The following is a 12,705-nucleotide window of genomic DNA, read 5'->3' as shown; positions in this document are numbered from 1 at the left end:
TTTAATTATCGCAGCATGAAAAAAAGCCCCTTACAAAAGTAAGAGGCTTTCAGCGTGTAGACAAACCCTCGCATTCTTTGTCAGTCCTGCGTGCTGGTGCTCACGAATGTGAAATTCGCTCCGCGTCAGTACTCGTCCTTCCTAGACTGCAAAGATTTTCTATCACGCTGAAAAGAAGACAAAGGACTAAAATCAAGTTCATTTTAGCCCTTTGTCAAAAATCTGAAAAAAGCCCCTTACAAAAGTAAGAGGCTTTTTACGATGGCGTTTATGCCCAATTTTTCACTTTTTCATGGTCAGTCACAAAGAGAAGAACTTTTCCTTCGTCTAAATGTTCTTCAAATGTCTCAGCTTCTTCTTTTGAGAAACCAATTTCGTGAATCTTATTGCGGAGTTCATCTCCCTTTTTGCTAAAGATGTTTCCAACCGCATGCTTGAGTCCAACTTCTTTTGGACCTATCGTATTGGCATCTGCGTTGCTTGCAATACGCTCAGTTCGATCATCGTCATGGGACAGAACATAAATGTCCTCTCTTGCAACACCGAGTTGTTTTAATTGCTCCACATCTCTTTGAAGTGTTTCATCATTTGAATACTCTCTTACAACAGGTTTCATTTATTATTCCTCCTTTAACGTCTTACGAATCTTTTACCCGTCACTTTTGTCATTAAACCCTCCTCCGGCACATCCATTTTTACTCTGTGAACTTAATGCGTCTATGGACTTATTTTTGACAAAAAGACTGTAAAAATGACTAAATTTTCTGAAAAATTATATGCTTTCCTTGTCATTTGTTGTACAATTCTTATACTGGAGGCTAGAAATGGGGGGGAGCTGATGTATTATTTTTCAGCTGAGCAGCAGTTTAATGCATGGGTTGTCAGTGATTTGGTGAAACAGCTTTTTCAAAAATGGAATCCTGAAGAATCAAAAGCAAAGCCGCTTACTTTGTTTGCTGAACAGCACTTTCACATCTGCATCGATTATCTCTTTTCTATTATTATTAACATTGGAGATATCGAGTCAATCGAACAAGATCCACAAGACCTGTTGTCCTCATATTTAAATATCCTTTTTCCTTTTGTGACGCACGATATGATGAAAGCCTCCATGCAAAATGCAAATGAATATTTATTAAAAGAACGTGATGCGGATGAGTATCAACTGTTTGGTTGTCTCCCGCCGCTCCTTTCTGTCTCTCTTCAAAAAAAGTAGTCCCCTTCTTTTAGATGGTGGCTGCTTTTTTGTATGTGCTTGGAAAAGACCGTATGTTTTGAACGAAAAGAAGCATCATGTTAATGTAAATCTAGGTTGCAAGTGAAAGGGAGGATTTGACATGAGTCAACAAAAACAAATTCAATTAGCAAAACGTCCAAAAGGGTTACCTACTAAAGATGTTTTTCATTTTGAAACAGTTGATATACCAACGCCGCAAGATGGCGAAGTCTTGATTCAAACGAAATATGTGTCTGTAGATCCTTACATGAGAGGACGAATGCAAGATACAAAATCCTATACACCTCCGTTCAAGCTGAATGAAGTCATTCAAGGTGGAGTGGTCGGAGAAGTCGTCGAGTCCAAATCTCCTCAATTTGAGAAAGGTGATTTTGTACTTGGATTCCTTGGCTGGCAGGAATATTCTACTGCCAAAGCAGAGTCTCTGACAAAAATTGATCCATCCATTGCGCCGTTATCTTATTACTTAGGGATTTTGGGCATGCCAGGACAAACCGCCTATTTTGGACTTCTTGCGATTGGTCAGCCAAAAGAAGGCGAAACGGTTGTCATTTCTGGAGCCGCAGGTGCCGTTGGTTCTGTTGTCGGACAGATTGCTAAAATCAAAGGTGCCCACGTCGTTGGAATTGCCGGATCCGATGATAAGCTGGCTTATTTAAAAGAACTGGGCTTTGATGAAACCATTAATTATAAAACAACCAATGATTTAGATGACGCCATTGCAAAAGCCTGTCCAAACGGTGTCGATGTGTATTTTGACAATGTGGGCGGCGAAATCTCTGATGCTGTGATGAATCATTTGAACCGTTTTGCACGTATTCCAGTCTGCGGCGCCATTTCTTCTTATAACATTAGTGCAAGCGAAGACATTGGCCCTCGTGTGCAAACAAAACTCATTAAAACAAGTGCATTGATGCAGGGCTTCATTGTTGCCAACTACTCTGATCGCTTTGAAGAGGCAGCAAAAGATCTCGCACAATGGGTAAAAGAAGACAAACTGACTTACAAAGAAACCATTATCGAAGGCTTTGACAACATTCCTGATGCATTCCTTGGACTATTCAAAGGGGAAAATGTCGGAAAACAACTTGTCAAAATTTCATAACAAAAAAGGACCCTGCCAATTATGGAGGGTCCTTTTATTATGCCTGCTTGGGCGCAAGGTGCAGCTGGCCTTGCTTATACACAATTTCTTCAAGCGAAAGATTCAGCTTTTTCGCCATTTTTTTCAGCATTGATTGCTCTTGAGGTGTGACAAGACTGATGACTGCGCCTTCTTTTCCTGCGCGTCCGGTTCTACCTGAACGGTGGATGTAACCCTCTTCATTTGGCATATCTGCATGAATCACATATGGCAGATCATCAATATCGATTCCTCTTGCTGCAATATCTGTTGCAAGGAGGAGCGGGAATTCACGCTGTTCAAATGCCTTTAAGATGACAGCACGCTCTGCTTTTTTCGCTTCACTGTGAAGCACACCAAGGTCGACATGGTGATACGCTAATTTTTCTGCATAAATGCTCAAATTCGTAATATCTCGCACAAAGACAAGTGCCTGCATGTCCTCAAGCCGTGATAGCTTTTGCAGTAATTTCACCTTGTCGCGCTGATCACATAACAGGTAATAATGCCCTACCTTCTGCGCTTCTTCTTGGCTTCTGCTAATTCTCAATACCTCTGGTTCAGATGCAATGTCTTTGATCAGCTGAACGGTTTCTTCTTTCAATGTTGCAGAAAAACAAAGGATTTGTCTTTCTTTTAATGTGGATTTAATGATCGCTTGGATCGTTTTCATATGCTCTGGGACAAGAAGTTGATCTGCTTCGTCTAATACAATCGTTTTGACTTCGTGCATTTTCAGTTTCTTGATTTTGATTAACTCTTGTACGCGACCCGGTGTCGCCACCACGATATTCGGGTGTTTTTTTAGCTTTTCCTGCTGCTTCTTGATATTTGCCCCGCCTATTAAGGAAATAGCTTTGATGTCTGAACCTTGTTTGAACTCTTGCACGACATCAAAAATTTGCATCACAAGCTCTCTTGAAGGTGCCAAGATTAAGACTTGCGGATGTTTGATAGTCACATCAATTTTATTTAAAAGCGGCAGAACATACGCAAGTGTCTTCCCTGTTCCAGTCGGTGATTCTGCGATCACATCGCGTTTTTCCGTAATCCACTCTGCTGTTTGTTCTTGTATCGCTGTTGGCTTCTCAAAGCCAGCCGCTTCAAAGTTCTTTTGAATAAATGGCTTTGCTTCTTTAAAAAATGCCCAATTTTCCGTCATGTTGATCTCCTTTATCCTCATTCAATCTATCCTTAAGTATCTCAAAATCAGCTTTGAAACGCAATTTTTCTTTTGATGCTTTTATCGAGCCGGACAGTTCGATATAATCATGAGAGGCACTAGCCGTTTTGAATCTATTTGAGGTGTAAAAAATGATATTATCTGTTAAAGATTTAAGTCATGGCTTTGGCGACAGAGCCATTTTCCACGAAGTCTCCTTCCGGTTATTAAAAGGCGAGCATGTCGGCTTGATCGGCGCCAACGGTGAAGGAAAGTCAACGTTTATGAATATTATTACTGGCAAGCTTGAGCCAGATGCAGGAAAAGTCGAATGGGCAAAAAATGTCCGTGTCGGCTACCTCGATCAGCATACCGTGCTTGAAAAAGGAAGAACCATTCGTGAAGTCCTTCAAGATGCATTCCATTATTTATTCTCAATGGAAGCCGCAATGAATGACATTTACGAAAAAATGGGTGAAGCAGATCCTGATGAGCTAGAAAAGCTTTTAGAAGAAGTAGGCGTCATTCAGGATGCCCTGACGAACAATGATTTTTATATCATTGATTCCAAGGTAGAGGAAATTGCAAGAGGTCTTGGGTTAACAGATCTCGGGCTCGATCGTGATGTGACAGAGCTGAGCGGCGGACAGCGTACAAAAGTACTGCTTGCGAAATTGCTGTTAGAGAAGCCTGAAATTCTTCTTCTTGACGAGCCGACCAACTATTTAGATGAACAGCATATTGAGTGGCTGAAGCGCTATTTGCAGGAATATGAAAATGCGTTTATCCTCATTTCACATGATATTCCGTTCCTAAACAGTGTCATTAACTTGATTTATCATGTCGAAAATCAAGAACTCACGCGATACGTTGGTGATTATGATCAATTTAAACAAGTGTACGAAGTGAAAAAGCAGCAGCTAGAAGCAGCGTATAAAAGGCAGCAGCAAGAAGTGGCTGAATTAAAGGATTTTGTCGCGAGAAATAAAGCACGTGTCAGCACTCGAAATATGGCGATGTCTCGTCAAAAGAAACTCGATAAAATGGACATGATTGAATTAGCAGCGGAAAAACCAAAACCAGAATTCCACTTTAAACCTGCACGTACATCAGGGAAATTGATTTTTGAAACGAAGGATTTAGTCATTGGGTATGACGAACCACTTTCTCGTCCATTGAATTTAAAAATGGAACGCGGGCAGAAAATTGCGTTATACGGTGCCAACGGTATCGGAAAAACGACACTGCTCCGAAGCCTGCTTGGAGAAATTTCCCCCATTTCTGGTGAGGTGGAACGCGGAGAATTCCTGCATATTGGCTACTTTGAGCAAGAAGTAAAAGAGCAAAACAGCAACACCTGTATCGAAGAGGTGTGGAGCACCTTCCCATCGTACACACAATATGAAGTCAGAGCTGCCCTTGCCAAATGCGGTTTAACGACAAAACATATTGAAAGCCGTGTGTCTGTTTTAAGTGGTGGTGAAAAAGCGAAGGTTCGCCTTTGCAAGCTCATTAACGAAGAAACCAATTTGCTTGTTCTCGATGAGCCGACTAACCACTTGGATGTCGATGCAAAAGAAGAATTAAAGCGCGCATTAAAAGAATATAAAGGCAGCGTACTATTGATTTCCCACGAACCTGAATTTTATCAAGATGTGGCCACTGAAACTTGGAATTGCGAATCTTGGACAACAAAAGTATTATAAAGACAAAAAAGCCTTATATCGTTTGCAGATATAAGGCTTTTTTCTATTAATGACCTGCCTGGATATTCACCAAATGCTTACGGCCAAGAAGCAGGATGACCATTCCTAAGAGAACAACACCCGCCCCTACATAATAAGGGGTACTTGCTGTGTAAGTTTCAGCGAGAACTCCCGCAATCCAAGGCGCAATCGCACCACCAATAAATCGTACAGCACTGTATGAAGATGATGCAATTGAACGCTCAACAGGAGCTGATCCCATCACAGCCGTCGTCAGCACCGTATTGATCATGCCGAGGATGCCCCCAGCAATCACAATACCGCAAATGACCACGACCACATGTGATGTCCATATTCCAATGCCGAATAAAATCACAGCAAACGAAGCAAAGAGAACAACAAGAGCTGTCAATGTCCCCAATTTGCGATGAATGACCGGCGCTGAGAAGACAGATGTCACAGCCAAAAATAATCCCCATCCAAAAAAGACATAGCCAAGACCATGCTCATCAAGATGAAGCACAAATGGCGAATAAGCTAGAAGAACAAAGAATCCAAAGTTATATAAGAAAGCAGCAGATGCCATCGTTAAAAGCCCCTTATATTTCAAGGCTCCAACAGCTTCAAATAACTTCACCTTTTTCTGCGGCTTTTGCATAGGTGGAAGCATAAAGGTAATGGCTAAAAGAGCAACGAGCATTAACACTGCCACACCAAAGAATGGCCCGCGCCAAGAGATCGTTCCAAGCTCACCGCCAAGGAGCGGCCCAACAGAAATCCCAAGACCTAGTGCCGCCTCATATAAAATGATGGCTTTCGCACTTCCTCCAACAGACACACCGACAATCACTGATAATGCCGTTGAAATAAATAAGGCATTCCCAATGCCCCATCCGCCTCTAAAACCAATTAATTCATTAATGGTTGAAGAAGTACCGCCTAAAGCAGAAAAGACAATAATAAAGATGAGTCCTAATAATAACGTCCATTTGGCACCAATACGACTAGAAATAAAACCGGTAAAAAACATCACAAAGCCGGTGACAAGCAAATAGCTCGTAAATAAAAGAGACACCTGACTTGGAGATGCATGTAATTGTGATGCAATGGCTGGCAAAATCGGGTCTACAAGCCCTATGCCCATAAACGAAATCACACAAGCAAAGGCCACCGCCCAGACGGCCTTTGGCTGTCTAAGCAGACTCGTACGCTGTTTCAATACTTCTTCTTCCTTCATTCCATCAGAACCTTTCCTACAGTTGTTTAACAAAATAAAATAAACACGCTGAGGTGTTTATTTTTGTAATTGCTCAATGGCATGAGCCGCTCTTTCTTTCATCATTTCAAGATCCTTTTTAAAGGATTGAATCGTTTCTAGCTTTTTTGTAATCAATTGATGCTGCACAGTCAGCTGCGCATCAATATCTAACAGTTTCTCTAATCGTTCCTTCGGGTCAAGAGATAACAGGTAGCCTTCTTTATTCAGCTCAAGCTGTTTTCCTATTTCCATAAACGATTGAAGCTCTTGTAAAGAAAAGCCAAGTACTTCTTTGGCCTGCATCACTTTCTCCAGTTCTTCCATGTCATCCTCTGAGTAAAGTCTGACTCCGCCCTCTGTCCGCTTTGGTGCTGATAATAAACCAATCTCTTCATAGAAACGAATGGTCCGTTTCGTCAGACCGCTTCTTTTCGCCACTTGATCAATTTTCATCCATTCCATCACCAGTGCCTCCTGCTCATCAATTCATGTTTTATTATACACCTTTGTGACCTTAACGTAAACGTTAATGTTTGATCACTTGATTTCTATTGTGGTTTGATGCAGAATAAATAGGAATCATTACGTTTTAAAGGAGGTACCCTATGTGTTCATTTCCATCCAAAAAAGAACGACACGCACAATTCGGTTCTGTCCCGCCAAGCGCTAGAACAAAACCTTGTCAAAAAGAGGACATGATAGACATCCAACAAACCGAACAGGACTTTTATTTTGATCTGGAACAGGTCGGAATTTGCCGTGTGTCGTACCCTGTACATATTTTGTCTAAAACGGCTCCACAGCACCAAACCGCTTCCGCTGATTTTACGCTGAGTACATATTTGCCAGCTCATCAAAAAGGCATTCATATGAGCCGTCTCACCGAGCAGCTTCACTCATTTTATGAGAGCGGAAAGCCGGTTGATGTGGATTCCTTAAAAGAATTGACAGCACAGCTTGCCAAGCATATGAATCAGCCATCTGCCTCGATTCAAGTTTCCTTTCCGTGGTACATGGAAAAAAAGAGTCCCATCAGCGGAAAGTCCGGTTTGATGCATGCAGACGTGCAATACGACATCCACTTTCATGAAGAAAACGGATGGATTTGTCATATTGGCTGCACTGCTCAGGTGACAACGTTATGTCCTTGTTCAAAAGAAATCAGTGAATACGGCGCACATAATCAGCGCGGCACTGTATCGATTCAGGTAGAGCTGTTTGAACAAGGTCAACTCCCTGATGACATGAAAGCAGATCTACTGCAGATCATCGAGTCTAATGCGAGTGCGCCTCTTTACCCTGTACTCAAAAGACCAGATGAAAAACAAGTGACAGAAGAGGCCTATGAAAACCCACGTTTTGTAGAGGATGTTGCGAGATTAATTGCGGCAGAGTTGTACGAACAAAACTGGATCAAAGGCTTTCAAATTGAGTGCCGAAATGAAGAATCCATTCATCAGCACGATGCTTATGCCAAATGTTCTTATCAAAAAAAACTGTAGATCGTCTCTACAGTTTTTTTGATAACCTTTATTTTTCATTACTTTCTAATTCTTCAATCATCATCGACAGTTCTGTCCAGCGATCCATCGCTTGTTCTAATTCTTCAGCGACGGCTTTTTGCTTGTCCATCAGCTCTTGAATTTTCCCAAAATCACTGCCAGCCTCAGCAATGCTGGCTTCGAGCTGCTGGTGTTTGTCCTCTAGTGCTTGTATCCGATCTTCAATCCCATCCCATTCAAGCTGGTCCTTATAGGATAGTTTTTTCCTCTTTTTCGGTGCAGCTTCTACTGGTTTTTCAGCAGGTTTTGTCTCTGTTCGCTTCTGTTCTTTTTCTTGCTCCATGTAATCGCTGTAAGCACCTTGGAAGTGTGAAATACGTCCATTCCCTTCAAACACAAGCAGACGATGGACGACTCGGTCTAAGAAATAACGATCATGCGACACGGTGATGACTACGCCTGGGAACTGCTCCAAATAATCCTCTAAAATGCTCAGTGTCTCTGTATCCAAGTCGTTCGTCGGCTCATCTAAAAAGAGAACATTCGGCTCTTCCATCAACACCTTCAATAAATACAATCTGCGGCGCTCTCCCCCTGACAGCTTGCGGATAAACGTGCGCTGCATGGATCTAGGGAATAAAAATCGCTCCAACATCTGCTCTGCTGTCACAATGACGCCATCTGCCGTTTTGACAATTTCAGCTGTTTCTTTGATGTAATCAATGATATTCAGCTCTTCATTCATTTCGTTATGGTCCTGCGTGTAATAGCCAATGCGAACTGTTTGTCCAATGGTCAATTGTCCATTCGTCGGTTCGATTTTACCCGCCAGGCAATTGAGTAAAGTCGTTTTGCCCACTCCATTCGGTCCGATAAATCCGATGCGATCCCCTGGCACGACTAAATCGCTGAACTGGTCCACAAGGGTTTGACCAGCAAATGTGATGCTGATCTCTTCTGCCTCAATCACTTGTTTTCCAAGCCGGTGAGAACCGATCGCAAAATCAAGCTCTCCTTTTGCATCAGGTCCCTTTTGATCCTTCAGCTCTTCCACTCTGCCGATACGCGCTTTTTGCTTTGTCGTTCGAGCCTTTGCCCCTCTTCTCAACCATGCAAGCTCACGTCTAAGCAGGTTTTGACGTTTCGTTTCTTTTACTTGAGCTTCTGCTTCTCGTTCCGCTCTTTTTTCTAAAAAGACTTCATAATTTCCTTTATATGTGTAAAGCTGCCCCTGATTTAATTCATAAATCCGATTGGCGACGCGGTTTAAGAAATAACGATCATGGGTGACAAGAATGACAGCCCCGCTGTATTGACTCAAATATCCCTCAAGCCATTCAATGGTTGCGTTGTCTAGATGGTTTGTCGGCTCATCTAAAATCAGCAAACCCGCAGGCTGGATTAAGTTTTTGGCAATCGCCACACGCTTTTTCTGTCCGCCTGATAACGCATGAACAGAACGGCTCACATCTTTGACACCAAGCTTTGTCAAAATCGTTTTCGCCGAAAGGTTCGCATCCCATGCGTCTTCCTGATCCATTTTATTTTGCATACGCATAAGCGCTTCTTGTTTTGCCTCGTTTTGTGGATCATGCTCTAAATCAGCCAGCGCCTGTTCATAGGCTTTCATCGTTTGAATCATTGGTGCTGTTCCTGAAAAAATATAGTCGAGAATCGTTTCATCTCCGCTCATTTCAGGATCTTGCTCAAGAAATTCGATATCAAGTGTCCCTGCCTTTGTAATGTCGCCTTCCTCAAATGATTCAAGTCCTGCAATGACTTTTAAAAGCGTTGACTTCCCTGTTCCATTCGGTCCAATTAACCCGATGCGTTCCTTTGGTTCTATATGAAAAGAGATATGATCAAACAGCGTTTTTTCGCCATAGGTTTTATATAATCCTTCTACATTCAATAAACTCATTTTATCAGCCCTTACATAGATTCTTCCTTTATTTTAAATCAGCCAGTAGCAGAAAACTAGTTTTAAAAAAACCCGTTGCTGAAAAGAATGTTTCCTTTTGATGCTCGATACACTATGAAGAGGTGATCTAAAGATGATAACCATTAGTTTATGTATGATTGTGAAAAATGAAGAGGAGGTTTTGGCTGACTGCCTGTCTTCTGTTCAAGACATTGTAGATGAGATGATCATTGTTGATACAGGATCAACGGATCAAACAAAGGACATTGCTCACTCCTTTTCAGCAAAGGTGCTCGACTTTGAATGGGTCCAGCATTTTGCAAAAGCACGCAATTTCGCTTTTTCCCATGCAACAAAAGAGTATATCTTATGGCTGGATGCCGACGATGTCCTACTTGAAGAGGACCGGCAAAAACTGCTTCAGCTCAAACAGACGCTAGATCCCGCAGTAGATGCCGTCTCGATGTATTACCACGTTGGATTTAGCGAGGACGGTCAGGTGAATTTTAAATATAGAAGAAATCGGCTCGTCAAGCGTGCCTTGAACTTTCAGTGGTATGGGGCCGTTCATGAATTCCTTCAAGTGTATGGCAACATTTTTCCCGCTGATATCGCCGTCACCCATCAAAAGCGTAAGAAAACAACCGCCGGAGAGCCCGGACGCAATCTGCGCATTTATGAAAACATGCTTGCAAAAGGCGAAGAGATGACACCTCGTGATCTCTTTTACTTCGCCAATGAATTACGAGATAACAAGCAGCATGTGAAGGCGATTCGCTTTTATCACAAATTTTTAGCCACAAAACAATGCTGGATTGAGGATGAAATTCGCACATGCCAAAATTTAGCTGACTGCTATTATGCAGTCGGATTTGAGGAAGCCGCCTTATCCTCCTTACTGCGATCCTTCTTATATGATCAGCCCCGTCCAGAATTTTGCTGCCGGATTGGGGATCATTTCAAAGCACAAAATAAACACAAAGCAGCGATCTATTGGTATGAGCAGGCACTGAAAGCGCCTGAAATCGAAACAGCCTTTACACTGACACAATATAAAACATGGTATCCTCACCTTCAGCTTTGCTATTGTTATTATCAGCTCGGTGATTTGGCTCAAGCGAAAACCCATCATCTTGCATCCTCAGCCCATTACCCAACCCATCCGAGTGTGCTGTACAACGAAAAAATATTTGCTGAACAAACGTAAATCTCCTGTTATCACATCCGCCTGTCACATGCCGGCGGATGTCTTTTGATACACATTAGCCTTTTGTGACATTTAATACTTTAGTGATTTAAAGCGTTTTTCAACCAATTGACTAAATTGTCATTTACGCATATACTAACATTCGTCTTACGAAAAGATTTATCCATTAGGAGGTCAACATGAGTTCTTTATTTAGAAAAAAGTCTCTCGACCAGCTCATGCTTGAAAGTCAAACGAAGCGGCTGAGCCGTTCTTTGAATACATTTGATTTAATCTTGCTTGGCATTGGCTGTGTGGTCGGGACTGGAATTTTTGTGATAACGGGGGTTGCGGCTGCGAAAGATGCGGGACCTGCGATTATTATATCTTTTATTTTGGCTGCGATCGCATGCGCCCTTGCTGCTTTTTGCTACGCTGAATTTTCCTCGTCCATTCCAGTGTCAGGAAGTGTTTATACGTATTCTTACGCAACACTTGGGGAGTTTCTCGCCTTCTTAATGGGCTGGGATCTCATGCTTGAATATGTGATTGCCCTCTCTGCTGTAGCCAGTGGATGGTCGTCCTATTTTCAATCACTGCTCAGTGGATTCGGTCTGCATATACCGAAGGCTTTATCGGCTGCACCTGGAGCCGTTGATGGGGCCGTCTTTAACCTGCCAGGCGCACTTATTATTTTGCTCATCACCTTTATCGTCTCAAGGGGTGTCAAAGAAAGCACTAAGCTGAATAACATCATTGTGCTGATCAAAATCGCGATCGTTCTTCTATTTATCATTTCAGGCTTTGCTTACGTCAAACCTGAAAACTGGACACCTTTTATGCCGATGGGCTTTGACGGTGTGATCGCAGGAGCGGCAACTGTCTTTTTTGCTTACCTTGGATTTGATGCAATCGCTAATGCATCAGAAGAAGTCAAAAACCCGCAAAAAGCAATGCCAATCGGAATTATTGGCGCGCTCGGCGTTTGTACGATTTTATACATCGGGGTTTCATTTGTGTTAACAGGCATGGTTCACTACACGAAGCTGAATGTCAGTGACCCTGTCGCTTTTGCTTTACAAGTGGTTGGTCTAAATAGTGTCGCTGGTATTATATCGGCAGGTGCTATTATCGGGATTACGACAGTGTTAATTGCACTTGTCTACGCTCAGGTTCGTTTAACCTTTGCCATGAGCCGTGATGGACTCATGCCGAAAATCTTTTCAAACGTTCATCCAAAATCGAAGACACCGGTTGCCAACACTTGGCTGACAGGCGCTGTTGCGGCATGTATCGTTGGTTTCGTCAACTTATCAACACTTGCTAATTTAGTCAGCATCGGTACACTTGCGGCCTTTACGGTGATTTCAATTGCAGTGATCGTTTTACGGAAAAAACACCCGAATGTCAAGGCAGCTTTTAAAGTACCATTTGTTCCTGTTCTTCCCATTATTAGTGCAGTCGTATGTATCAAACTTGCCACGACACTTTCATGGGTGACATGGCGAGCCTTCCTCATCTGGGTAGCCATTGGTGTCGTTGTGTATTTTACCTACGCAAGACGCAAAAGCCATCTGAATCAAACACAATAGAAAAGAGACACGGGGAAT

At 42.4% G+C, this 12,705-nt stretch carries 11 protein-coding genes; 6 read left to right on the top strand and 5 right to left on the bottom strand.

The window, feature by feature from the left end; genetic code table 11:
* Nucleotides 1-268: 268 nt before the first annotated feature.
* Nucleotides 269-616: a general stress protein gene (locus ACSBQP_RS16425; protein ID WP_007496775.1), complete on the bottom strand. Its 348-nt coding sequence runs from the start codon at nucleotides 614-616 to the stop codon at nucleotides 269-271.
* A gap of 222 nt (nucleotides 617-838) precedes the next feature.
* On the opposite strand from ACSBQP_RS16425, the gene ACSBQP_RS16420 reads away from it, so the two are divergent.
* A complete protein-coding gene (locus tag ACSBQP_RS16420; protein ID WP_017366799.1) occupies nucleotides 839-1,216 on the top strand; it encodes a YfmB family protein in 378 nt (125 codons plus the stop codon).
* A 121-nt stretch (nucleotides 1,217-1,337) separates the two neighbouring features.
* Entirely contained in the window at nucleotides 1,338-2,342 is a 1,005-nt protein-coding gene (locus ACSBQP_RS16415; protein WP_138825337.1) for an NADP-dependent oxidoreductase, read from the top strand.
* A gap of 37 nt (nucleotides 2,343-2,379) precedes the next feature.
* On the opposite strand, the gene ACSBQP_RS16410 is transcribed toward ACSBQP_RS16415, so the two are convergent.
* Nucleotides 2,380-3,522: a DEAD/DEAH box helicase gene (locus ACSBQP_RS16410; protein ID WP_008343190.1), complete on the bottom strand. Its 1,143-nt coding sequence runs from the start codon at nucleotides 3,520-3,522 to the stop codon at nucleotides 2,380-2,382.
* Between the two features lie 152 nt (nucleotides 3,523-3,674).
* Here ACSBQP_RS16410 and ACSBQP_RS16405 point away from each other — a divergent pair, with 152 nt between their 5' ends.
* Nucleotides 3,675-5,228, top strand: coding sequence for an ABC-F family ATP-binding cassette domain-containing protein (locus ACSBQP_RS16405; RefSeq protein ID WP_008343192.1), 1,554 nt, complete (start codon nucleotides 3,675-3,677; stop codon nucleotides 5,226-5,228).
* A gap of 46 nt (nucleotides 5,229-5,274) precedes the next feature.
* On the opposite strand, the gene ACSBQP_RS16400 is transcribed toward ACSBQP_RS16405, so the two are convergent.
* Both ACSBQP_RS16400 and ACSBQP_RS16395 read right to left on the bottom strand, forming a co-directional pair.
* A complete protein-coding gene (locus ACSBQP_RS16400; protein ID WP_050827048.1) occupies nucleotides 5,275-6,465 on the bottom strand; it encodes an MFS transporter in 1,191 nt (396 codons plus the stop codon).
* A gap of 57 nt (nucleotides 6,466-6,522) precedes the next feature.
* Nucleotides 6,523-6,948 carry a MerR family transcriptional regulator gene (locus tag ACSBQP_RS16395; RefSeq protein ID WP_017366797.1) on the bottom strand — a complete coding sequence of 142 codons (426 nt, stop codon included), beginning with the start codon at nucleotides 6,946-6,948 and terminating at the stop codon, nucleotides 6,523-6,525.
* A 143-nt stretch (nucleotides 6,949-7,091) separates the two neighbouring features.
* Here ACSBQP_RS16395 and folE2 point away from each other — a divergent pair, with 143 nt between their 5' ends.
* Nucleotides 7,092-7,988, top strand: a complete 897-nt coding sequence (folE2, locus tag ACSBQP_RS16390) for a GTP cyclohydrolase FolE2 (protein ID WP_057078344.1) — start codon at nucleotides 7,092-7,094, stop codon at nucleotides 7,986-7,988.
* Nucleotides 7,989-8,016: 28 nt separating this feature from the next.
* Here the strand turns inward: folE2 and ACSBQP_RS16385 are convergent, their stop codons facing one another.
* On the bottom strand, nucleotides 8,017-9,909 hold the full coding sequence (locus ACSBQP_RS16385; protein ID WP_435028635.1) for an ABC-F family ATP-binding cassette domain-containing protein: 1,893 nt from the start codon (nucleotides 9,907-9,909) through the stop codon (nucleotides 8,017-8,019).
* A 133-nt stretch (nucleotides 9,910-10,042) separates the two neighbouring features.
* On the opposite strand from ACSBQP_RS16385, the gene ACSBQP_RS16380 reads away from it, so the two are divergent.
* A complete protein-coding gene (locus ACSBQP_RS16380; RefSeq protein WP_435028634.1) occupies nucleotides 10,043-11,116 on the top strand; it encodes a tetratricopeptide repeat-containing glycosyltransferase family 2 protein in 1,074 nt (357 codons plus the stop codon).
* A gap of 179 nt (nucleotides 11,117-11,295) precedes the next feature.
* Complete coding sequence (locus tag ACSBQP_RS16375) at nucleotides 11,296-12,687, top strand: amino acid permease (RefSeq protein ID WP_435028633.1); 1,392 nt, start codon at nucleotides 11,296-11,298, stop codon at nucleotides 12,685-12,687.
* Nucleotides 12,688-12,705 lie beyond the last annotated feature (18 nt).

It is taken from the genome of Bacillus sp. G402 (assembly GCF_051172515.1).
In the GTDB taxonomy this organism is placed as follows: Bacteria; Bacillota; Bacilli; order Bacillales; family Bacillaceae; genus Bacillus; species Bacillus altitudinis.
This window is presented reverse-complemented; position numbering and strand designations above follow the sequence as displayed.